Source organism: Egbenema bharatensis FJBBOT/2019 (genome assembly GCF_048077055.1).
GTDB lineage: Bacteria > Cyanobacteriota > Cyanobacteriia > Elainellales > Elainellaceae > Egbenema > Egbenema bharatensis.
In genome coordinates, this window is the sequence record NZ_CP182236.1 from 344,976 (window position 1) to 364,711 (window position 19,736).

At 48.4% G+C, this 19,736-nt stretch carries 23 protein-coding genes, 1 tRNA gene and 8 pseudogenes; 21 read left to right on the plus strand and 11 right to left on the minus strand.

Annotation, left to right across the window (positions count from 1 at the left end; all coding sequences use genetic code 11):
• Window positions 1-115: 115 nt before the first annotated feature.
• From rplS to ACM1PF_RS01580, 5 genes and pseudogenes are all read right to left on the minus strand, one after another.
• Entirely contained in the window at window positions 116-481 is a 366-nt protein-coding gene (gene rplS, locus ACM1PF_RS01560; protein ID WP_416671821.1) for a 50S ribosomal protein L19, read from the minus strand.
• 122 nt (window positions 482-603) lie between these two features.
• Window positions 604-2,199, minus strand: a complete 1,596-nt coding sequence (locus tag ACM1PF_RS01565) for a gamma-glutamyltransferase family protein (protein WP_416671822.1) — start codon at window positions 2,197-2,199, stop codon at window positions 604-606.
• 50 nt (window positions 2,200-2,249) lie between these two features.
• Window positions 2,250-3,063 (minus strand): annotated as a pseudogene (locus ACM1PF_RS01570) (TlyA family RNA methyltransferase).
• Window positions 3,064-3,255: 192 nt separating this feature from the next.
• A complete protein-coding gene (locus tag ACM1PF_RS01575; protein WP_416671824.1) occupies window positions 3,256-3,462 on the minus strand; it encodes a hypothetical protein in 207 nt (68 codons plus the stop codon).
• The gene (locus ACM1PF_RS01580; RefSeq protein WP_416666263.1) at window positions 3,459-3,584 is read right to left on the minus strand and encodes a hypothetical protein; all 126 of its coding nucleotides are present in this window, start codon (window positions 3,582-3,584) and stop codon (window positions 3,459-3,461) included. Before ACM1PF_RS01580 ends, ACM1PF_RS01575 begins: the two co-directional genes overlap by 4 nt.
• Window positions 3,585-3,731: 147 nt before the next feature.
• Between ACM1PF_RS01580 and ACM1PF_RS01585 the strand changes: the two genes are divergently transcribed.
• Window positions 3,732-3,914 carry a hypothetical protein gene (locus ACM1PF_RS01585; RefSeq protein ID WP_416671825.1) on the plus strand — a complete coding sequence of 61 codons (183 nt, stop codon included), beginning with the start codon at window positions 3,732-3,734 and terminating at the stop codon, window positions 3,912-3,914.
• 290 nt (window positions 3,915-4,204) lie between these two features.
• On the opposite strand, the pseudogene ACM1PF_RS01590 reads toward ACM1PF_RS01585, so the two are convergent.
• Window positions 4,205-4,657: pseudogene (locus ACM1PF_RS01590) on the minus strand (phage integrase N-terminal SAM-like domain-containing protein); the annotation flags it as partial.
• A 333-nt stretch (window positions 4,658-4,990) separates the two neighbouring features.
• On the opposite strand from ACM1PF_RS01590, the gene ACM1PF_RS01595 reads away from it, so the two are divergent.
• The 8 genes and pseudogenes from ACM1PF_RS01595 to ACM1PF_RS01630 all read left to right on the plus strand — a co-directional run.
• Entirely contained in the window at window positions 4,991-6,580 is a 1,590-nt protein-coding gene (locus ACM1PF_RS01595) for an RNA-directed DNA polymerase (RefSeq protein ID WP_416671827.1), read from the plus strand.
• 284 nt (window positions 6,581-6,864) lie between these two features.
• Window positions 6,865-7,089, plus strand: coding sequence for a DUF433 domain-containing protein (locus ACM1PF_RS01600; protein ID WP_416671828.1), 225 nt, complete (start codon window positions 6,865-6,867; stop codon window positions 7,087-7,089).
• Window positions 7,073-7,402 carry a DUF5615 family PIN-like protein gene (locus tag ACM1PF_RS01605; protein ID WP_416671829.1) on the plus strand — a complete coding sequence of 110 codons (330 nt, stop codon included), beginning with the start codon at window positions 7,073-7,075 and terminating at the stop codon, window positions 7,400-7,402. The genes ACM1PF_RS01600 and ACM1PF_RS01605 overlap by 17 nt, the downstream gene beginning before the upstream one ends.
• A gap of 183 nt (window positions 7,403-7,585) precedes the next feature.
• Entirely contained in the window at window positions 7,586-7,948 is a 363-nt protein-coding gene (locus ACM1PF_RS01610) for a hypothetical protein (protein WP_416671831.1), read from the plus strand.
• The gene (locus tag ACM1PF_RS01615) at window positions 7,945-8,346 is read left to right on the plus strand and encodes an HNH endonuclease (protein WP_416671832.1); all 402 of its coding nucleotides are present in this window, start codon (window positions 7,945-7,947) and stop codon (window positions 8,344-8,346) included. Before ACM1PF_RS01610 ends, ACM1PF_RS01615 begins: the two co-directional genes overlap by 4 nt.
• 19 nt (window positions 8,347-8,365) lie before the next feature.
• Window positions 8,366-8,455 (plus strand): annotated as a pseudogene (locus ACM1PF_RS01620) (element excision factor XisI family protein); the annotation flags it as partial.
• Between the two features lie 230 nt (window positions 8,456-8,685).
• Window positions 8,686-8,973 carry a XisI protein gene (locus tag ACM1PF_RS01625; protein WP_416671833.1) on the plus strand — a complete coding sequence of 96 codons (288 nt, stop codon included), beginning with the start codon at window positions 8,686-8,688 and terminating at the stop codon, window positions 8,971-8,973.
• Window positions 8,964-9,077, plus strand: a pseudogene (locus ACM1PF_RS01630) (CopG family transcriptional regulator); the annotation flags it as partial. The gene ACM1PF_RS01625 and the pseudogene ACM1PF_RS01630, both read left to right, overlap by 10 nt.
• A 164-nt stretch (window positions 9,078-9,241) precedes the next feature.
• Here the strand turns inward: ACM1PF_RS01630 and ACM1PF_RS01635 are convergent.
• On the minus strand, window positions 9,242-9,781 hold the full coding sequence (locus ACM1PF_RS01635; protein WP_416671834.1) for a TetR/AcrR family transcriptional regulator: 540 nt from the start codon (window positions 9,779-9,781) through the stop codon (window positions 9,242-9,244).
• A 123-nt stretch (window positions 9,782-9,904) separates the two neighbouring features.
• Between ACM1PF_RS01635 and ACM1PF_RS01640 the strand changes: the two genes are divergently transcribed.
• The 4 genes and pseudogenes from ACM1PF_RS01640 (at window position 9,905) to ACM1PF_RS01655 (ending at window position 11,987) form a co-directional block, all read left to right on the plus strand.
• Window positions 9,905-10,534: a glutathione S-transferase family protein gene (locus ACM1PF_RS01640; protein WP_416671835.1), complete on the plus strand. Its 630-nt coding sequence runs from the start codon at window positions 9,905-9,907 to the stop codon at window positions 10,532-10,534.
• Between the two features lie 9 nt (window positions 10,535-10,543).
• On the plus strand, window positions 10,544-11,146 hold the full coding sequence (locus ACM1PF_RS01645; protein WP_416671836.1) for a pyridoxamine 5'-phosphate oxidase family protein: 603 nt from the start codon (window positions 10,544-10,546) through the stop codon (window positions 11,144-11,146).
• 43 nt (window positions 11,147-11,189) lie between these two features.
• A pseudogene (locus ACM1PF_RS01650) lies at window positions 11,190-11,549 on the plus strand (YHS domain-containing (seleno)protein); the annotation flags it as partial.
• A gap of 15 nt (window positions 11,550-11,564) precedes the next feature.
• Window positions 11,565-11,987 carry a nuclear transport factor 2 family protein gene (locus tag ACM1PF_RS01655; protein ID WP_416676535.1) on the plus strand — a complete coding sequence of 141 codons (423 nt, stop codon included), beginning with the start codon at window positions 11,565-11,567 and terminating at the stop codon, window positions 11,985-11,987.
• Window positions 11,988-12,003: 16 nt separating this feature from the next.
• Here the strand turns inward: ACM1PF_RS01655 and ACM1PF_RS01660 are convergent.
• A pseudogene (locus ACM1PF_RS01660) lies at window positions 12,004-12,093 on the minus strand (IS5/IS1182 family transposase); the annotation flags it as partial.
• 196 nt (window positions 12,094-12,289) lie between these two features.
• On the opposite strand from ACM1PF_RS01660, the gene ACM1PF_RS01665 reads away from it, so the two are divergent.
• From ACM1PF_RS01665 to ACM1PF_RS01695, 7 genes and pseudogenes are all read left to right on the plus strand, one after another.
• On the plus strand, window positions 12,290-13,198 hold the full coding sequence (locus ACM1PF_RS01665) for a M14 family zinc carboxypeptidase (RefSeq protein WP_416671837.1): 909 nt from the start codon (window positions 12,290-12,292) through the stop codon (window positions 13,196-13,198).
• Window positions 13,199-13,274: 76 nt separating this feature from the next.
• A pseudogene (locus ACM1PF_RS01670) lies at window positions 13,275-13,876 on the plus strand (Uma2 family endonuclease).
• Between the two features lie 11 nt (window positions 13,877-13,887).
• Window positions 13,888-14,040 (plus strand): annotated as a pseudogene (locus ACM1PF_RS01675) (Uma2 family endonuclease); the annotation flags it as partial.
• A gap of 118 nt (window positions 14,041-14,158) precedes the next feature.
• Entirely contained in the window at window positions 14,159-14,302 is a 144-nt protein-coding gene (locus tag ACM1PF_RS01680) for a hypothetical protein (RefSeq protein ID WP_416671838.1), read from the plus strand.
• Between the two features lie 203 nt (window positions 14,303-14,505).
• Window positions 14,506-14,742, plus strand: a complete 237-nt coding sequence (locus ACM1PF_RS01685) for a hypothetical protein (protein ID WP_416671840.1) — start codon at window positions 14,506-14,508, stop codon at window positions 14,740-14,742.
• A gap of 311 nt (window positions 14,743-15,053) precedes the next feature.
• Window positions 15,054-15,872, plus strand: a complete 819-nt coding sequence (gene nei / locus ACM1PF_RS01690; protein ID WP_416671841.1) for an endonuclease VIII — start codon at window positions 15,054-15,056, stop codon at window positions 15,870-15,872.
• 155 nt (window positions 15,873-16,027) lie between these two features.
• Window positions 16,028-17,575, plus strand: coding sequence for a DEAD/DEAH box helicase (locus ACM1PF_RS01695; protein ID WP_416671843.1), 1,548 nt, complete (start codon window positions 16,028-16,030; stop codon window positions 17,573-17,575).
• Between the two features lie 40 nt (window positions 17,576-17,615).
• Here ACM1PF_RS01695 and ACM1PF_RS01700 read toward each other — a convergent pair whose 3' ends face one another.
• Window positions 17,616-17,837: a hypothetical protein gene (locus ACM1PF_RS01700; RefSeq protein WP_416671844.1), complete on the minus strand. Its 222-nt coding sequence runs from the start codon at window positions 17,835-17,837 to the stop codon at window positions 17,616-17,618.
• 300 nt (window positions 17,838-18,137) lie between these two features.
• Between ACM1PF_RS01700 and ACM1PF_RS01705 the strand changes: the two genes are divergently transcribed.
• A complete protein-coding gene (locus ACM1PF_RS01705; RefSeq protein ID WP_416671846.1) occupies window positions 18,138-18,437 on the plus strand; it encodes an RNA recognition motif domain-containing protein in 300 nt (99 codons plus the stop codon).
• Between the two features lie 32 nt (window positions 18,438-18,469).
• Here the strand turns inward: ACM1PF_RS01705 and ACM1PF_RS01710 are convergent, their stop codons facing one another.
• Together ACM1PF_RS01710 and ACM1PF_RS01715 are read right to left on the minus strand one after the other, a co-directional pair.
• Window positions 18,470-19,288: a TrmH family RNA methyltransferase gene (locus ACM1PF_RS01710; RefSeq protein WP_416671848.1), complete on the minus strand. Its 819-nt coding sequence runs from the start codon at window positions 19,286-19,288 to the stop codon at window positions 18,470-18,472.
• Between the two features lie 222 nt (window positions 19,289-19,510).
• Window positions 19,511-19,594: transfer RNA gene (locus ACM1PF_RS01715), tRNA-Leu, on the minus strand.
• Window positions 19,595-19,736 lie beyond the last annotated feature (142 nt).

A 19,736-nucleotide genomic window follows, 5' to 3' on the forward strand; every position in this document is an offset into this window, starting at 1 on the left:
CTAGTCTAACAGGTCATTTGCAATTCGTTGTCAGTCATTTGCTGTTAGTTTTGCTTGGGTGCATGATGAATGGTCACACGAACCACTAAAAACCAATGACCAACAACGGGATGACCTAGTCTAAGGGGCGATCGAACCGCTGTTTCAAGCGAGTTGCCTTACCAACCCGATTGCGCAGGTAGTATAGCTTCGCCCGACGTGCCTTACCCCGCCGCAGCACCTTGATACTGGCAACCCGGGGAGAGTGCAGCAGGAACACCCGCTCAACGCCAACCCCCTGGAAAATCCGCCGTACGGTGATGGTTTCATTAATTCCACCATTTCGCATGGCGATCACAGTCCCTTCATAGGGCTGAATCCGCTCTTTGCCACCTTCACTAATCCGAACTCCCACGCGGACGGTATCACCAACGTGGATGGTCGGGAGATCCGACTTTAATTGCTCCGCTTCAATGGAGCGGATGATTTCTTGTGCTTTCATTCGACCCTAGCAAAACTCACAATCGTCTATATTAGCGTGGGAAAGTCCGAAAGTCTAGTGCTCGATTAATGTTTTTGATATTTTGATATTATCTTTGCTCTTTTGAGTTGGCTCACTGTGAGTCATCCCGCTAGGGCCAATCCGTCCGCTCTGGGTTCAGAAGCCGCCATCAGAGATCCACGGTGGCGAAGAATCATCTGCCCTTTACCGAAGTTCCTGCCATCGGCTCTAATTTGAATCGCGTGACCCCGATCGCTCAATGCCAGGGCCACCGATCGCGGTACGGATTGCTCCAGCCAGATGTTTTTGCCTGCGATCACCTGCCAGCGAGGCGCATCCAGAGCCACCTGGGGATTCATGCCATAATCCATCAGGTTGACAACGACCTGAAGGTGTCCCTGGGGTTGCATGTGCCCGCCCATAACCCCAAAGGGGCCAAGGGGTTGGTGTCCCTGGGTCAGAAATCCAGGAATAATGGTGTGAAACGATCGCTTGCCGGGGGCGATTTGGTTGGGGTGTCCTGCTTGCAGGGTGAAGCCTGTGCCGCGATTTTGGAGGGCAATGCCGGTTTCAGGAATCAAAATGCCACTGCCAAATCCTTCGTAGTTGGACTGGATGAAAGACACCATTAAGTCCTGATCTGCCGTTGCCAGGTAAACGGTGCCGCCCGTGGGAAGACCAGACTGAAAAAAGCTAGCGCGATCGCCAATTAAGCTTCGCCGTTGGGTGGCGTATTGTTTGTCCAGCAATTGGGCAGGAGTTACCTGCATCCAGTCGGGATCGGCAACGTGCTGGTGGGCATCGGCAAAGGCCAGTTTCATCGCTTCTAATTGCCAGTGAAAACTGGTGACGGAATCGCGGGGATATTTGGCCAGATCAAACCCTTCCAGGATGTTGAGGGCCATCAGGGCAGCAATCCCCTGGCCGTTGGGCGGAATTTCCCAAACGGTAAGACCTCGATAGTCGGTTGAGAGTGGCTGCACCCAGTTGGGCTGGTGGGTTGCGAGATCGGCTGTGGTGAGATACCCCCCGGTGTCAGAGGCAAAGTTCGCCATATGCTGCGCCAGGCTGCCCTGGTAGAAACTTTCTCCGCCCGTTCTGGCAATTTCTCGCAGGGTGGCCGCATGGTTGGGACTGCCCCAGACTTCACCGGGATGGGGAGCGCGATCGTTTGGGAAAAAGGTGGTTTGAAAGGCTGAAAATTCTGTACCCGTTTGGGACAAAAAGAGTTGCTCAACGGATTTCCAGGCGCGAGCCGTTTCAGGTGATACTGGATAACCCTGTTCCGCATGGCGAATGGCCGGTTCAAATAATTGCTCAAAGGGGAGTTTTCCCCACCGCTCCCATAACGCTCTCCAGGCAGAAACCGCCCCTGGAACGGTGACGGGCAACCATCCCAGCTGCGGGACTCGATCGAATTCCTCCAACTCCTTCATGTCTAAGGATTGGGAACTGCGACCGGAGGCATTTAAACCATGAAGCTGACCATCCCAGACGATCGCAAAGGCATCGGAACCAATCCCATTCGAGGTCGGTTCAACGACGGTTAGCGTGATAGCCATGGCGATCGCTGCATCGACTGCATTTCCCCCAGCTAAAAACATTTCCATTCCCGCTAAAGTAGCCAGAGGTTGACTGGTGGCTGCGGCATAATTTTTCCCTAAAATCACGCGGCGAGAGGAGGGATAGGGATATTCAGTCAGGGAGGGAGAGTACATGGTCAAAACTAAGCTTAGAGAAACAATAAGGATTAAGAAATAGAAATGATTCAGGTCAAGGATTGTTTGGCGGATTGGGTGATCTGGTGAATCATCCTATGATCGGGAGAAGGATTCGTTGTCGCCATACTGAGCCAGAGGAGATACTCAATGTTTCCGGCGGGTCCTGAATAGGGGCGACCAGGTGAGTCCTTGATAATGCCAACCCAATGCTTGTGCCGAGGTCAGAACGGAAGCGATCGCCTCTGCCTGATCCCGCTCGTCGCGCACCACACCTTTTTTGCCGACCTTTTCCCGTCCGACTTCAAACTGCGGCTTCACCAACAGCACCACTTCACGCAGCGGCTCCAGCAGTTGCCAGAGGGCAGGCAGAACTTTGGTCAACGAAATAAACGACACATCCACTACCCCCAAATCCGGTCGGGGGCGATCGTCTGGATATAAATCCTCTGGGGTCAGGTGCCGTAAATTGGTGCGTTCCCTGAGAATCACGCGCGGATCTTGCCGGATTGTCCAGGCGACCTGCCCGTAGCCCACATCGATACCGTAAACCTGTTTAGCTCCGGCTTTTAGCAAACAATCGGTAAATCCCCCGGTTGAGATGCCCCCATCTAAACAAATGCGATCGCTTACCTGGATCTGAAATTCCGCTAAAGCTTTTGCCAGTTTCTCGCCACCCCTGGAAACGTAGGGCGATCGTTCTTTCACCCGAATTTCTGCCGTTTCTTCGACTTCAGTTCCGGGCTTATCGATGACCTGTTGATTCACCTGAACTTCCCCCGCTCGAATCAGCCGTTGGGCTTGCTGGCGGGAGTCGCACAGTTGGCGTTCTACTAGGAGCGTATCAAGACGTTGTTTAGACAGTTTAGACAAGGAATGCGGTGAAGGTGGGCATTCCAGATCATACATTTTTTACTGGAGCAGAAGGTCAAGCCTGCGGGAAAGAATGACGGTGAATCTGATGCTATGGGGCGATCGTCTTTGCATTAGAGAAAAGCAGGGTGGGCAGAACCCACCCAAACCCATCAGCGCAGCTATCGGCAGGATTCGCCTCTCCTATGGCTGGTTTCGCAGTTCTCGGACAATCTCCTGCGCCAGGTTCCTTGACCACATGGAATCAAAGGGACAAAGGATTTGGCGATTTTCTGGGCTTGTCCACACCAGGGCATCTTCCACATCGGCAAGGCGATAGGACTCACTGAGGAGGATGCGGGTCAGGAGTTGGTGGAGGGTTCTTGCCTGGTCATCAGTGAGGACAATCATGGGCGGCGATCTCCTTTGCTGAGGAGGACGAGGGCTTTGTCAATGTCTCGAACTTTGATGGCCCTCAGTGCAGTGAGGAGCGATCGAATTAAGGCAACTTCATCATCGGACAGCGTAACCATAGGTCAAACCTCGCTTTATAGTACAAGTGAATACTCCGGTCGTCCGGTCGTCCGGTCTTTGCTCTTATACTATGGGACACTGAGAGCGTTTGTCTACAGGTTGGATATAGTGTGCCTACAAGGAAGGGGAAAAAAGAAGTTAGAGTCGTGCTGAACGAAGAAACAGTCAGGCTCATCAAGGCGATTGCAGGCGTATCCAGCCGATCGGTTAGCTCCCTGATTCAGGAAGCTGTAGACAAACTCTTAGCAGAAGAAAATATGCAAAACTTAATAGAACACCACAGGTTGGATGAGGAGCTTGATCTTGAGTCAGGTGATCCTGGTAGCTAGGTGGGATCAAAGTAAAAAAAAAGCAATCAATCAAGCTGAAATTCTTGTGGGGTGGGAATCTTGGTTGCCCAGGCTATGAAGTAGGGCGATCGCATCAATGATTCAATCTACAATCCTAAAGTTATCCTGTTTGTGTTCCTAAAGGCGATCGGTTTTTGGATAATCGGTAATGGGCGATGGGTGATGGTGGAGAAGAGGCGATCGGGTTTAGACATCGAGGGGACTGCGAACACCCTTGCCACCGCGATTCAAAACATGAGTGTAAATCATCGTTGTTTTGACATCCTTTTGTCCCAATCCTTGACTCGCAGGCGCAACCCTTCGCTTAAGCGAAGACCACTCCCGTAAAGCAGCTTTACAACCAGTTGATAAATACCGTTACACTGCTGGATCACTGCGATCGCTTCCTGTTTGGTCAACACAGTTGGCACATACTGAGGTCGTTTTGCTCGAACGGCATCAATGCCCGACATTTCCAGATGGAGCACTTCTCGATAGAGAAACAGCAAGGCACTGAGGGCTTGATTTTGGGTCGAAGCCGAGACTTGCCCCTCGACGGCTAGATGGGTGAGAAATGCTTCAATTTCAGCATTGCCCATCTCCTTAGGGTGGCGCTTGTTGTGAAACAGGATGTAGCGACGAATCCATTGCACGTAAGTTTCTTCAGTACGGTAGGCGTAGTGCTTGAGACGAATCGCATCCCGCACCTGATCCAGCAATTTCTTAGGAGGAGGTGATTGCATAGACATAAGTAGATGTACCGTGTATCTAATAGCACATCTGCTCGCCACCGTATGGAATCTGAAATTATGCGGAAAGATTCTTGCGAATCAGGTTAGACGGCGTATTATGTAGAAATAATCGGCATAAGTAGTAATTTGGGATCTTATGCAGAATCGTTCTGCCTATCTGCCCATTTTGGGATCTTATGCAGAAATAATCTGGATATGCAGCAAATTTTGGGTGTTATACCGAATCATTCTGCCTATCTACCCAGTTTGGGATCTTATGCGGAAAAATTCAGCCTATTAATAGTTATGCCTACTAAGTTTCCAGTAGTAATAGTATAGAGAGCAATGTCACTACGCCTTACTGATGCTGCTTTAGATTGGGCTTTGAAACATGCCCTTACCTGGAGTGATACTGATATTTTTCCGGAGATTTTTGAGTTTCAAGCAATTTCAGATGACTGGGCAAACATTAAGAAGTCAATTCAGAATACAGATATATTGGATTGGAGAGTTAGAGCCTTCAGGCGTTGTTTAGTACCGAAGCATAGATTTGGATTTCGGATCTCAACGCAACTTGACCCATTAGATTTTTTGGTATTTACAGCACTCATTAAAGAAATCGGAAAAAAGTTAGAGGCTGTAAGAGTTCCAGTAATTCAAAATATTGTTCATTCTTATCGCTTCTCTCCCAGTGCTGATGGAACTATGTTTTCCAAACAGTATACGTATCAGAGTTTTCAAAAATCTTCCCAAACTATATGTGACAATCTTAATCCGTCTCATGTTGTTATTGCTGACATCGCAGATTTTTTCCCACGTCTCTATACACACCGCATTGACAACGCTTTAGATAGTGCCTTGGGCATCGGTCATATGCACGCAAAAGTCTTGAAAGACCTAATAGCTCATTGGGCTGGTTCATATTCATATGGTATCCCTGTTGGTTCTGCGGCTTCTCGCTTAATTGCTGAAGTAACCATTTCAGACATTGATGAAATGTTGCTTTCTGAAGATGCTCACTATGTCAGATACTCTGATGATTTCCGAATTTTCTGTACGTCTGAAGCAGAAGCATACAAATACCTTACATTAGTAGCCCGCTCTTTACTTGAGAATCATGGTCTCACATTACAGCAGAATAAAACAAAGATTGTTCCTGTAGATGTCTTCAAGAAAGTGTATTTAAAAGAGAATGAAAAACGAGAGATTGAGACTCTATCTGAGAGATTCTATGATTTGCTTTCCTCAATGGGAATTACAGATCTATATGGGGAAATCAACTATGAAACTCTCTCTCCTGAATACAAGAAGGCAATTGATGAGTTGAATCTTGAGAATATTTTGCGCGAACATATTGAGGAGGATGAACCAGACCTTTCTTTGCTGAAGTTTTTGTTGCGTCGATTAGGACAAATAGGTGATATTGATGCAATTGATCTAATCTTCGATAATTTCAACAAATTTGTTCCAGTCATACGTGAGACAATTGAATATCTTTTAAAGCTTGATGAACTAAAACCAGAGGAAAAAGCTGATCTTGGTGAATCACTGATTAATATCTATAAAGATGAGTCTTCAACCGCTTCTCATCTTGAGTACTCCCGAATGTATATGCTCAGACCATTTTCATTAGATGGAGAGTGGAATTCTGACAAACAGTATATAAAGCTTTATAACGATGCACTTGACGATGATTTTTCAAGACGAGAAATTTTGCTGGCAATGGGACGCAGTAAAAAGGATTTTTGGTTTCGCAGTCGTAAGCAATACCTGCATCAAATGACACCCTGGATCCGTCGCGCCTTCATATACGCTGCTTCTTGCCTGCCAACTGATGAGTATAAACATTGGATACGTGGTGTAGATAGCAATTTAGATGATGTAGAACGTGCAATTGCAACTTGGGCTAGGAAAAACCCTATAACTGTTAGCTAATTTATGCACTAATTGAATCTGCTGTGTTATCCCTTAATCTGGGTAGGCATAACACGTCACGGCAGCGGACGGACGAAAGCCGCTGGTGCTTAGTTCAAGGTTATCTGCCGCCGCTGCGTTTTGCCGTTGTGCTGCTCAGTCCTCAATGGTGACAGCACCGAAAGCGTTTTTGTTTGTCATGTAAGGTTGAAAGCTACTCTAGGACTAGCGATCGCTTCTGACAGGCGTTTTGATCAGAAATTGTAGGCTAAGATCAAGGAGATTTCTGCTATTGGATAGTTGATATGACAACCGTAGCGCGTGTTATTCATAGTGACCCTGATATTTTAGGAGGAACCCCTGTTTTTGTTGGAACTCGTGTGCCAGTGAAAACGTTACTCGATTATCTCGAAGCAGGTGATCCACTCGACGAATTTTTAGATCATTTTCCAAGTGTTCGGCGTGAGCAAGCGATCTCAGCTCTTGAGTTAGCAAAGGAAATGCTGACAGCCTATGCGAATCCTGCTTGATGAATGTGTTCCACGTCCCCTCAAGCGGGAACTGGCTGACTATGAGATACGCACAGTTGTTGAAATGGGATGGTCAGGAAAAAAGAATGGTGAATTGTTGCGGCTCATGAATCAAGAGGGCTTCACGATTCTACTGACGACAGATCAAAATTTGCGGTATCAACAGAACTTAGAGCAAGCTGGAGTAGCAGTTATTGTTCTTGTAGCACTCAGTAATAGGTTGCCAGATTTAGTGCCTCTGATATCTGATGTTCGCAGTGTGCTGAGTACTGTTGCGCCAGGGGAAGTAATCGAAGTTGGAGACTCCTTATAGTTTTGTAAGTGACGCAGCATAACATAGCCTCTGAGCCGGACGGGATCAAGTCTTCGCGCTTCGTTTCAGGGTTATCTGCCGCCGTTGAGCTTCACCCGATGCCACAGCTGAGGCAACTGCTGCAACAGTTCGCGGGAGATTAGATGAAGCTATAATTTGGGTCAAGTGATTTGGGCAGAAATCATGACTACAGTAGCTATCTTGCCAATCTCTGACAGTAATGGCGAAAGAGCCTATCGTGCGATCGCAGGGGACAAGTTTTCCGTTGGCAAAACCGCAGGGCAGGCTCTGGATGCCTTAACCGCTCAGTTGGATGAGATAGAACTGAGTACACTGCTGATTATCCAAAGCTTTCGTCCTGACTCATTTTTTAGTGCTGAACAGCAGGAACGGTTGTCAGAATTGATGAACCTCTGGCGATCAGCAAGAGATCAAGGACAGGAACTGGCACCAGAACAACAAGCAGAGTTGAATGGCTTAGTTGAAATGGAACTGCAAGCGGCAACAGCCCGTACTGCGGCTTTGATGCAGCAAGGAAATTTATGAACCCTTACTACACGACGGTCGCTCAACGAGCAAACCATCGTTGTGAATACTGTAAGGCTCCTGAAGTTGTTTTCAATTTTCCGTTTGAGGTGGAGCATATTGTTCCACTTTCTCGACAAGGTTCTAACAATGAAGCCAATTTAGCCCTTGCTTGTCGTTCCTGTAATCTTCGAAAAGGCAATCGTACCAGCGGATTGTCCACTCGTTTCAACGTAGAAGCTCGTTTCTTCCATCCGCGAGAAGATCAATGGGGCGATCATTTTCAAATCAATGCTGAATCTGGCGAAGTTATAGGGATAACTCCAATTGGTGCGGTTACTGTGGAGTACTTGGAGATGAACAGTCCTGCCCAAGTCGCAGCACGACAACTATGGATTCGCCTGAATTTGTTTCCATAACCACAGGCATTAGCCCAAAATGGCAGCGGGTGTTTCCAAAGAAGACATCGTATTAGGTTTTCGTCATCCTAAAATCCGGCAGCACACAGGTTTTGCAGTGGCTTGGTGAGTCAGCGTGGCGATCGCGGCATAACACAGTGCGATCGCATCGCCGTAGGTTGGGTTGACGCAGGAAACCCAACGACTTCTGGTTTACTCCTGTCCACCACCTCAGTGCGATCGCTACTTTTGTTGATCAGGGTAAAACAGCGTGTTCACTATAGAATTAGGACAGGTCTTACTCAAGAATCAGGGGGTCAAGTTAATTGTCTTTGATGATGAAAGTGAGGCAATTGTGCAATGGATACCCGATTAAAATACCAAAGTATTATTAAGAACGTCCTTCAAAATCATGCTGATTATCGTGCTACTTTGCCTGATGACTACAGTTCTCAGGTCATCTTTGATGATGAACGAGGACAGTACTTGGTTCTAGATATGGGTTGGCATGGTGATCAGTACCTCTACGCGACACCAATCCACCTTAGTTTGGTTGGTGATAAGGTCTGGGTTCAATACGATGATACTGAGGAAGGGGTAGCGACTGATTTAATGGCAGCGGGTGTTTCCAAAGAAGACATCGTATGATGATTAATGAAGCTTTGCGCCAGCATATTCAACAAAGTCGTGAGCCTTTAGAGGAAACCCTGCGTAGAGTGGTTCGTGAAGAATTGGAGCGTGTTGAACGGTAAGGTACTTGCTGAAGGCTAACTTCACGGCAGCGGACGGACGAAAGGTGAAATCATCCGAATCTACGTGCGATCGATGATCCTCTAATTAACTCCGTAGGGGCACATTCGGAAGGGTACACTGCGGTGTGCCCCTACTTGTGGGGTGGGCATCTTGCCTGCCCAACCTAACAAAGATGATTGGGTAACTGCTGCATCACCCGCTGGAACGGAGCAGGATCATGTAATCCCTGCGCTAAAATCAGTGAACCTTGAATGGTAATTAACGCATCCTCTCCTCGTTCTTGAGCCAGGTTTTGCTCCATTCCCGATTCCATCAAAATATGGGCGATCGCATCGATCCAGGATTGATAAATGACCTGCACCCGATCGTGAAAAACATCACGGGCAGAACCCAACAGCAAGATAGACGTTAAGCAGGGCTGATTACCATCCTCATAAGCCAGACGCAGGCGATCGCACATTTGCTGCAATCGAGCTCCAGGCTCCCCTTCCTCCTTCAGCACTTGCAAAATATTTTGCTCAATCCAGCGTTCCAAATAATCCAGCACGGTCTGCACCATTTCGTCCTTACCACCCGGAAAATGATGATAGAGACTGGCTTTTCCTAATCCTGTTGCCTGAGAAATTTTGGATAGGGTAGCCCCATCATAGCCATACCGCCGAAATAGCCCCAGCAGACAGGGAACATAGGTTTCTTTCGCCATTTATCAAACGCCATTTATCAAACGATCGCCAAAAGCGGAGATGAATCTATTGACATTATACCAAACGTTCGGTACAGTCAATTTAGACCGAACGAACGGTACAGTAATCAAGCAGTATTCACCATGATTAAACTCTACGGTCACGAACTCTCTGGTAACAGCTACAAAGTCAAACTGATGCTGTCCCTGCTGGGACTGGATTATGAATGGATCAAGGTCGATTTAATGTCCGGGGCACACAAACAGCCTGACTTTTTAGCCCTCAATCCCTTTGGGCAAATTCCAGTGCTGACCGACGGAGAACTGACTCTATCCGATGCCCAGGCAATTCTGGTATATCTGGCGCGGCAGTACGGCGGAGCAGACTGGTTCCCCCTGGATGCAGAACCCATGAGCCGAGTGGTTCGCTGGCTCTCAACGACAGCCGGAGAAGTGCGTCAGGGCCCAGAATCGGCTCGGCTCTATCATATGTTCAAAGTGACGAACCTCTCGATAGACCGCACGAACCAGAAAGCAGAATTCATTTTGACTCAGTTGAATGAACATCTGGCAGACCGGGAATGGCTGGAGTTGGGACACCCTACGATCGCCGATATCGCCGTATTTCCCTATGTTGCCCTTGCCCCTGATGGCAAAATTGATCTCACCCTTTATCCCCACGTGTTGACCTGGATCGATCGCGTCAAACAGCTTCCGGGGTTTGTAGGCATGAGGGGTATTGAAGCACCCACTACGGCTGGAGAGCACATTTAGGAGATCACTATGGCTCGTCGGTTTGGAGAAATTGCCTTCACGCCAGAAGTGCAGGCAGCGCAGGAGAAGCGAGGTTCACGGCAGACCTACGATCGCTATATTGCCAGTGGGCCAACTAATAATACAATCACGCCAAAACTAGCAGAATTGATTGGGCAATTAGATGGGTTTTACCTGGGCACAGTCAGTTCCAATGGTTATCCTTACATTCAGTTTCGGGGTGGCCCACCAGGATTCCTTCAAGTGTTAGATGAAAAGACCCTTGGCTTTGCAGATTTTTCTGGAAATGCTCAGTACATCACAATCGGTAATTTATCCGGCAACGATAAAGCCTTTCTGTTTTTGATGGACTATCGCCACCGCAAACGAATCAAGATTTGGGGTCGAGCTGAATGGGTGGAAAATGATGCTGAAATCATCGATCGCCTCCGTGTGCCAGATTATCCTGCCAACATTGAACGAGCCATTCTGTTTCACGTCGAGGCAATCAGCGAAAACTGTCCCCAACACATTCCGATTCGCTATTCCGAAACCGAAGTGGAAACGATGATCGCTCCGCTTCAGGCAAGGATTGCGGAACTGGAAGCGCAGCTAAAAGAAATATCGGTTTAACTTGATGTCTGTTTAACTTGATGTCTTTAGGAGCGAATGAATCATGGCAACGATTACCAGTTTGAATGAATCGGGAGTCGCCATCCAGGGATATGATCCGGTGTCCTATTTTTCCGGTTATCCCATTTCTGGTAAGCCAGATCTCACTGTTTCCTATGATGGAGCCATCTATTTCTTTGCCACTCCCGATAACAAAGCTAAATTCGAGGCAGCCCCCGAACAATACAGTCCCCAGTATGGTGGATTCTGTGCCGTTGCTATCTCCGAAGGCAAATTGGTTGAGGTTGATCCAGAAACCTACAAAGTCACCGACAACAAACTGTACTTGTTCTACAACAGTGAACTGGGCAACACCAAACCGCAGTGGGAAGCCGATGAAGCCACTTTGAAGTCCAACGCTGATAAAGAGTGGGCTGCGCTGGAAGTGAAACCACCCCTGCCTCCCTTCACCCTGGAAACGGCAAAGGCCGAAGTTCAGGCCGCAGAAGATGCCTGGAACACCCGCAATCCAGAAAAAGTGTCCCTGGCTTACACCAAAGATTCCACCTGGCGCAATCGATCGGAGTTTTTCAGCGGACGAGATCAAATCCGCGAATTTCTCACCCGCAAGTGGAACACCGAACTGGACTATCGGCTCAGGAAAGAACTGTGGAGCTTCACGGGCAATCGAATTTCTGTCAAATTTGAGTACGAATATCACACGGATTCAGGTCAGTGGTATCGCGCCTACGGCAATGAACAGTGGGAGTTTGCCCCCAATGGTTTAATGCAACGCCGGGAAGCCAGCATTAATGATGTACCGATTCAGGAAGCCGATCGCAAGTTTCGCTGGGAACGGTAAATTTTCCTTACAGCATTAGCATTTCCCACTGGCAGTCGCTGCGTTGAACATAGAAAAAGCCATTGAGAATTTCTCGAAAATCGACTTCGACTGGGTGCCCGAATCCCGAATCCCTAAACTTCCGAACCCTCGGCGACATAGAGCGATCGCATCAAAAAATTGAATCATTTCATTTCATCGGTGAGCGAAGGTCAGCAATGGGCAGATCTGGCTCACCTTTACTTTTGGATAATGCCGTTAGATGATGTCATAGCATGGGAAAAGCTTGGCAATGTCGGGATTAGCAATGCATGGGGCTAAAAATGCAGTGGTCTGATCTAAACCAACTCGATTCTTTGATTCTGGAAACAGCGGCTCTGGGAGCATCGATCGAGCAAATTGGTGTCTCTGGTGAAGGACGATCGCTCTACGGGGTTACGGTTGGCGAGGAGCAGGCAAAGTATACCGTCGTGATTTTGGCGGGCTGTCATGCCACTGAAATTGTGGGTTCTTTGGCAGCAGTTGCAATTCTACAATCGATCGTCCAAACGCCCATTCCGTCTGTCCGATTTGGGTTTGTTCCAATTGCTGATCCAGACTGCCTGTATCCAAATGCCGCTACTGTATCATCAACATTTACGCTACAGGATGCCCTGAACCTCAGCCATGAGCGAGATCTGGAAGGAAACTTTATGGCTGACACCTATCCTGAGTGCGTTGCGATCCGACAGTGGTTCCAAAAATTCTCTCAAATTGATGCTTATTTCTCCCTCCATGCAGCAGCACCGATCGCACCTGGATTGTTTTTCTATGTCGGTGAACCCTCTGATCCTCCCTTGGTTCAACGGGTGATCGAGGATATGACGGCAATTGTTCCTCCTGAAATTCCTTTGTTAGATCATGATCCAACCGGAGTAGCCCAGAGCGTTTTAGCACCCGGATTCTTTGAGTTAGCTCTGTCTAAGGCAGAACCAGGTCATGTGTCGCCGGGTAGTTCCCTGGCATTTGTTGCTGATCGATTTCAGCCGAAGTTTCTGGCTGTTTCAGAAATTCCGTTTGCAGTTTGTCCTGCCTTAATGAACGCTTCGCTGGATGAAATTCATCAAGTGAATACTGAGGTGAAGCATGCAGGCAGCACGAATCAAACGCTTTATGAGATCAACTTAGAGACTCAGCTTCACCTTTTACAGTCCCTCGTTCGATCGACCGTTACCCAACTCATGAACTCATAATAGAACTATCGTGAGCCTCAAGAAACCATCATGAGCCAAACTACAGCCCCATCCAGGCGAATAGGAGGTAAAACCATTGACCACCTTCACCATTGACCTTAGCCCCATTCTCTCCGAACAAAGCTCTGCTAATGTCATCCTTACCCATATCCAGTTCGAGCGACTTTGTGCTGCCAACCCTGACATCAAATTTGAACGCACCCCTACCGGAGAACTGGTGATTATGTCGCCCACTGGCGGAGAAACGGGTATGAACAATGCTACCCTAATTGCACGATTTGTGGTCTGGAATGAGCAGCTTAATTTGGGCAAGTCTTCGATTCCTCTACCTGCTTTAGATTGCCGAACGGAGGAGAACGATCGCCGGATGTAGCATGGGTTGAACGATCACGGTGGGAAGCCCTCACCCCTGAACAACAGCGCAAATTTCCGCCCCTCTGCCCCGATTTTGTTCTGGAACTGCGATCGCCCAGTGATAACCTCATGCTCCTCCAGGCAAAAATGCAGGAATACCTCAATGGTGGCGCAAGGTTAGGTTGGTTACTTGATCCTGAAGCAAACCAGGCAGAAATTTACCGTCCAGGGCGATCGGTTGAAGTATTGCAAGCCCCCAATTCCCTTTCTGGAGAAACGGTTCTCCCCAAATTCACTCTCAATTTAAAATGGCTCTGGAGCTAATCTTTTTACTTTACATTGGCTTTCCTAAACAACCCACGCTTTCGCTTTATACCCTGGTAGAAGGAGAATATCAGGTACAACAGTTTAGAAATAAGGATAGAATTCAATCCCTGGCATTTCCCCAACTTGAACTGACAGCAGAGCAAATTTTTAGCGCAGGCTGATCAAGCTACGTTCACAAGCGGACTGGAATAGCGATCGGTCAGTAATTTTGAGATTGCGGGGACATGTACCTTTAAGCCGGAAAACCATGGCAGTTCTGACTCTGTGGTGCCCTCTGAAATGAGTCAACGGCTATACGCTGCTGCACCAGAGCCTAAGCAATTATTCCTGATTCCCGAAGCAGATCACGTCAGCATTTATCAACCGGGCGATCGATCGTATTTCAAAGCAATTCAACGGTTTGTTGAAACCTTGTCGCCCTGAGTTCGCATTGCATATGGGTCGCCCTGCGTATTGTATGGCCAACATAAATAGCTGTTTATATCAACTCCTTAACTTTCCCTAAATTATCCCCATTTTCATTTCTGAAACTTCCTCGTAAAGTTGAAACATACCGGATGAACAACCCAGACAGCCATAAAAAAGCTTGTTCACCAATCACTAAAACCTAAACAAGGAGTTTGAAAATGTCTAACGCCCAATCCTATGAGCACTACTATGCACAAGCCTGTGAATATGTTGTTCCCGTTAAAATTACTGTACCGCTGTTTGTAGAGCCAAAAGTATTCATCAAAACTCCACCCTGCGTCAGAGAAAAAGTTTTTGTTTACTTAGAACCAGAGATTAATTTAGAACCACAGGTCAAAGCAAATCGTCCTGTTTGTACTCCCCAAAACGGGCATCAGCCAGTAGCAATGGCATGACCAATTCGCATACATAGATGACCAATGATTAACACTTTGTGTGATCTGGTTTTAACTCAAGTAACGACTTGATTCATTGCTTAACTTGACAATACTGGACTCCTATTCTGAGAGGAAATGGGAGTCTTCTTCATTGATTACATTCTCTAACTTCTCCAACTTAAGCTGGCTATGGGACTCACGTAGAGAATATGGGTGGTCAACCAGGTTAGAGTAGGTAAGTGAAGACAAGCGCAACCTGCATCCATCGCTTCAGCCGAATGGTGACAGGGTAAACCCGTTTTCCTCAAACCGTTCAGTTCCCCAAACCCATGCCCGAAGGCCCCGAAATTAAACGTGCCGCCGATCGCCTTGCCAAGGCAGTAATCGATCGTCCCACCACCGAAATCTTTTTTGCCTTCGAGCATCTCAAGCCCTACGAAGCAAAATTGACGGGCAGGGTTGTCACCGCAGTCCAAACCAGAGGTAAGGCGATGCTGATTCGGTTTGACAATGACCTCAGCATTTATAGCCACAATCAGCTTTATGGTGTGTGGATGATTCGTCAAGCCTACTCTTATCCAGATACCCGACGGCAACTGCGGTTAGCGATTCACAACGAAAAGAAATCAGCCCTACTCTACAGCGCGTCAGACATTGAAGTGCTGACTGATGAAACAATCGCCACCCATCCGTTCTTAAGCAAAGTTGGATTGGATGTGCTTGATCCGACTGTCACCCTGGAGCAGGTGATTCAGCGATTTCAGGATCCCCAGTTTCAGCGACGACGATGGATTGGGTTATTGCTGGATCAGCATTTTTTGAGCGGATTAGGGAATTACCTGCGGAGTGAAGTCCTGTTTGTGGCCCGCATTCCGCCCCTATACCGGCCGATGGACTGTACCCCAGAGCAAATTCAACGCCTGGCTGAAGTATCGATCGCCCTGGCCCATCAGTCCTATCACTACAACGGCATCACCAATGATTTGCAACTGGCCCAAATGCTCAAGGATGAAGGCAAACGGCGCAAAGACTATCGTCACTGGGTATTTAATCGTTGGGGAAAACCCTGCTATGTTTGCAAAACTGCGATCGTTAAGGAAATGCTGGGCGGACGACGGCTCTACTACTGCCCACAATGCCAACGCTGATCCTGAAGTTTGCCTTTAAAAAATCCATTGCAAAAAGAATCCATTGCAAAGCATCCGTTTCAAACATCCTCTACCATACAATAAGCGAAAGATAATCGTAGCAAAGCCTCTCAATCCAAAATCGTCAATCTAAAATCTCAAATCGACAGAACCCTATGGGGCGCATCCCAACCCTAAAATTCGATCGCGGCACATTGATCCTGCATCCACCCCCCAGAGGGAAGTCCTGGATTGACTTTGCCACCTGGGACGATCGCGTGGAGCGGTTTCGGGTTCCGGCTATCCAGTATCGGGAGTTGGTGGCGACGCTGAAGACCGAAAAGGCAGCCTTTAGCGATGAAGCCCAGGATTTTCCATCGGTGAGTCTATTCGCCCAAAGCGATCGACAGCCCTATTCCCATCAGCAGGAAGCCCTCACAGCCTGGATTCAGGCGGGACATCGTGGGGTAGTCGTATTGCCGACTGCTTCAGGGAAAACCTACCTGGCACAAATGGCGATGCAAGAAGCGGCTTGCAGTACCCTGATCACCGTGCCAACACTGGACTTAATGCATCAGTGGTATGCCCAACTGATCACCACCTTCCCGGATGCAGAAGTTGGGTTACTGGGGGGCGGTTCCCGCGATCGCACGCCGATTTTGGTGGCCACCTACGACAGTGCAGCCATCCATGCCGAATCGTTGGGAAATCGCTACGGACTGCTGGTTTGTGATGAGTGCCATCATCTGCCGACGGACTTTAACCGGGTGATTGCCGAATATGCGATCGCGCCTTATCGGTTGGGATTAACAGCCACCCCCGATCGATCCGATGGCAAGCACACCGACCTGGATACGCTGCTCGGTACAGTCGTTTATCATCGCACGGCGGAAGAGTTGGCAGGGAAAGCCCTGTCCCATCATGAAATTATTCAAATTAAAGTGGAGCTATCCCCTCCGGAACGCGAACAGTATGATGCTCTGATTCAAACCCGCGATGAGTTTTTGCAAAAATCCAAAATTCGCCTGGGAACCCTGCAAGGCTGGCAGCGATTTGTGCAGGTCAGTGCTCAGTCGCAAGCCGGACGGCGGGCCATGCTGGCCCATCGGGAAGCCCGGACGATCGCCCTGGGGACAGAAGGCAAGCTGCGGATCCTGGCTGAGTTGCTGGAGCGACACTATCCAGAGCAAACATTAATTTTTACGAATGACAATGCCACGGTGTATCGAATTTCCCAATCGTTCCTCATTCCCGCGATCACCCACCAAACCCCGGTCAAAGAACGCCATGCTATTCTCCAACGGTTTCGGGAGGGAACCTATAAAATGCTGGTTGCGTCCCATGTGTTAAATGAAGGGGTGGATGTGCCGGAAGCAAATGTAGCGATTCTGCTGTCGGGGACGGGTTCGGCCCGAGAATATATTCAGCGATTGGGACGGGTGCTGCGCAAAGGACGGATTCAGAAAACTGCGGTGCTCTATGAGGTCGTAGCGGAGGAAACAACGGAGGAAGGCGTTTCCCGGCGCAGACGACAACCCAGCAAAACGAAGCGATCGCCCCAGCAGTTAGAATTGGTTCCATCCCCATCACTGGATGCTACGCCACTCTATGGTAATGCCCATTCACCCCCTCGCCTGGCCGCTGAATCTGCCGCCACCTGGAATCACACCACCCCCCTCGAATCCCCCAGTCCTGATGGTCAACCGGATGGACAGGAAACTTAGCAGCAGAAATTAAACGTAATATTAAACATCATAATAGTAACTAAACCTGTAATGAGCAGTTGGGAAAGCGTCCTAATTGATTCGCCTCAACGATCGCATTTCGGCACTCTAACAAACTCGCCCCAGTCCGATCAGATAAAACTTTCAAATCAATGATTGGATACTGGGCTTGTGGAGCCTTCAAATACAAATCATAGGCTACGTTTAATACCTTTTCATTCAGCATTAAAGGTTTTACCGTAGCCTCAATTAAGTCGAACATCCTCTTCCCCCTGAGCTTTGTCAAATTTAGACGTATCGACATTTTTCCGCAGTCACGATGGATCCTCTTCTACCCAAAGAGAGGACTTATCTCTGCCTTCAGATGAATTTTAAAAAGTTCTTAAAAAGCAGCCTGACTGCAACCAAATTAGCCGCGTTGTTAGCAGCATTGTCGCCATTCCAGAGCTATCATTTAAAAAGTCAACAAGCATTATGTTCGGATGCCCAGTCGTTTTTTTGAAAAGCGTCTCTCCGAATTCTCAATGCCAATCCGTCAACGAAATTTGGAGACGCACGAGTTATGTCTATTTATGTCGGCAACTTGTCCTATCAAGTTACGCAAGAAGATGTAGAGCAAGTTTTTGCAGAATATGGAACTGTTCGTAATGTGTCGCTTCCGGTCGATCGGGAAACCGGGCGGATGCGGGGATTTGCCTTTGTCGAGCTAGAGTCTGAAACGGATGAAACGGCAGCCATTGAAGCCCTGGACGGTGCAGAGTGGATGGGGCGGGATCTCCGAGTCAGCAAAGCCAGACCCCGTGAAAACAACAACAATCGTCGATCGGCTTCATCCTTTGGGGGTGAACGACGGTATCGTTAATCTCTAATGTAAGGGCGATTCGCGAATCGCCCCTACCCTTCTCCTTGGGAATCACCCCTACCCTTCCCATCTCGTTGACGACGCGCCTCGTACAGGATCAGGGCAGCCGCAACCGCCACATTCAGCGACTCTACGCCTGATGCCAAAGGAATTTTGACCTGAACATCTGCGATTTCAGCCAGTTCTGAGGTCAACCCTGCTCCTTCATTCCCCAGCAAAATCAGGGTGGGGGGAGTCAGATCAATCTCCCAGAAGGTGACTGCAGCATTGGGCAGCGTTGCCACAATTTGCACACCCTGCTGCTGCATCCCCTGAAGCTCAGCTCCCAGATCAGAACTCACCGTCATGGGCAGTCGAAACCATTGCCCCGCCGAAGCCCGCAACACCTTCGGATGATCCAGATCAACGCTGTTGGCACTTAACCATAAACCATCGGCACCGACTGCCGCCGCCGTACGAATCACGGTTCCCAGGTTTCCTGGATCTTGAATGGTTTCTAAAGCGACCCCCAACTGCATCTGGCCTAAATCGGGAGATTTTCGCCCTCGCTGGACAGTAGCCACCACTCCGTCCGGGTTTACCGTCGTGGCGATCGACTTCAGCACTTCAGCACTAACCAACTCCGATCGCTGTGATCGGGCTGTGGACTGCTGCCAGAGGTCGGGATGGGACTCCTGCCAGGTGGGAGTACAGCAAACTGTAACCGGGGCATACCCATTGGCGTAAGCCTCCTCTAACAGATGGGTTCCCTCCAGCAAAAAGACATCCTGCGATCGGCGTTCCTTTGCCTGATGCAGCTTTCGCATCTGCTTAACCAGGGGATTTTGCAAGCTGGTGATGGTTGGCTCCATTGCAGACTTTAATGAGTCAAACTACCCTTCAGCATATTCAGGGAATCGATCGCACAATGATTGAAATTTTGTTGAGACAAACAATCCATTCATCAGGTTTTCAAAACTTAATTCACTTTTGCCTGGAGTAAATTTTTTTCAAGCGATTGGAGTAGTGTCATCAGGACAGAATTTACCAATAAAGTCTGCCCCTTTTGACCCCACCTGAATCACTGGCTTGAATGCGGAACCCGGGACTTGAACCCGGAAGTCTTTGCAGACACTAGAACCTGAATCTAGCGCGTCTACCAATTCCGCCAGTTCCGCTTGTTTCAGCCTGTCAGTAAACTTTATTTCACTCACTGACCGCGCGATTTCTTATCATCTGCTAAATTGTGGCATTCGTCAACTAGTTTAATTCTAATAAATGTGCGAAGGTAGGTCAGGTTAAGTTTGGTTACTCAGGATC

Excerpts from the sequence above, each read along its gene's own strand:
- ACM1PF_RS01685 (WP_416671840.1), top strand. The coding sequence starts at position 14,506 with ATGTCTAACGCCCAATCCTATGAGCACTACTATGCACAAGCCTGTGAA.
- ACM1PF_RS01565 (WP_416671822.1), bottom strand. The coding sequence starts at position 2,199 with ATGTACTCTCCCTCCCTGACTGAATATCCCTATCCCTCCTCTCGCCGC.
- ACM1PF_RS01700 (WP_416671844.1), bottom strand. The coding sequence starts at position 17,837 with ATGTTCGACTTAATTGAGGCTACGGTAAAACCTTTAATGCTGAATGAA.
- ACM1PF_RS01680 (WP_416671838.1), top strand. The coding sequence starts at position 14,159 with ATGAGTCAACGGCTATACGCTGCTGCACCAGAGCCTAAGCAATTATTC.
- ACM1PF_RS01580 (WP_416666263.1), bottom strand. The coding sequence starts at position 3,584 with ATGGTTACGCTGTCCGATGATGAAGTTGCCTTAATTCGATCGCTCCTC.
- ACM1PF_RS01575 (WP_416671824.1), bottom strand. The coding sequence starts at position 3,462 with ATGATTGTCCTCACTGATGACCAGGCAAGAACCCTCCACCAACTCCTG.
- ACM1PF_RS01695 (WP_416671843.1), top strand. The coding sequence starts at position 16,028 with ATGGGGCGCATCCCAACCCTAAAATTCGATCGCGGCACATTGATCCTG.
- ACM1PF_RS01635 (WP_416671834.1), bottom strand. The coding sequence starts at position 9,781 with ATGGCGAAAGAAACCTATGTTCCCTGTCTGCTGGGGCTATTTCGGCGG.
- ACM1PF_RS01640 (WP_416671835.1), top strand. The coding sequence starts at position 9,905 with ATGATTAAACTCTACGGTCACGAACTCTCTGGTAACAGCTACAAAGTC.
- ACM1PF_RS01625 (WP_416671833.1), top strand. The coding sequence starts at position 8,686 with ATGGATACCCGATTAAAATACCAAAGTATTATTAAGAACGTCCTTCAA.
- ACM1PF_RS01595 (WP_416671827.1), top strand. The coding sequence starts at position 4,991 with ATGTCACTACGCCTTACTGATGCTGCTTTAGATTGGGCTTTGAAACAT.
- ACM1PF_RS01605 (WP_416671829.1), top strand. The coding sequence starts at position 7,073 with ATGCGAATCCTGCTTGATGAATGTGTTCCACGTCCCCTCAAGCGGGAA.
- ACM1PF_RS01645 (WP_416671836.1), top strand. The coding sequence starts at position 10,544 with ATGGCTCGTCGGTTTGGAGAAATTGCCTTCACGCCAGAAGTGCAGGCA.
- ACM1PF_RS01610 (WP_416671831.1), top strand. The coding sequence starts at position 7,586 with ATGACTACAGTAGCTATCTTGCCAATCTCTGACAGTAATGGCGAAAGA.
- ACM1PF_RS01665 (WP_416671837.1), top strand. The coding sequence starts at position 12,290 with ATGCAGTGGTCTGATCTAAACCAACTCGATTCTTTGATTCTGGAAACA.
- ACM1PF_RS01705 (WP_416671846.1), top strand. The coding sequence starts at position 18,138 with ATGTCTATTTATGTCGGCAACTTGTCCTATCAAGTTACGCAAGAAGAT.
- ACM1PF_RS01600 (WP_416671828.1), top strand. The coding sequence starts at position 6,865 with ATGACAACCGTAGCGCGTGTTATTCATAGTGACCCTGATATTTTAGGA.
- ACM1PF_RS01710 (WP_416671848.1), bottom strand. The coding sequence starts at position 19,288 with ATGGAGCCAACCATCACCAGCTTGCAAAATCCCCTGGTTAAGCAGATG.
- rplS (WP_416671821.1), bottom strand. The coding sequence starts at position 481 with ATGAAAGCACAAGAAATCATCCGCTCCATTGAAGCGGAGCAATTAAAG.
- ACM1PF_RS01615 (WP_416671832.1), top strand. The coding sequence starts at position 7,945 with ATGAACCCTTACTACACGACGGTCGCTCAACGAGCAAACCATCGTTGT.
- nei (WP_416671841.1), top strand. The coding sequence starts at position 15,054 with ATGCCCGAAGGCCCCGAAATTAAACGTGCCGCCGATCGCCTTGCCAAG.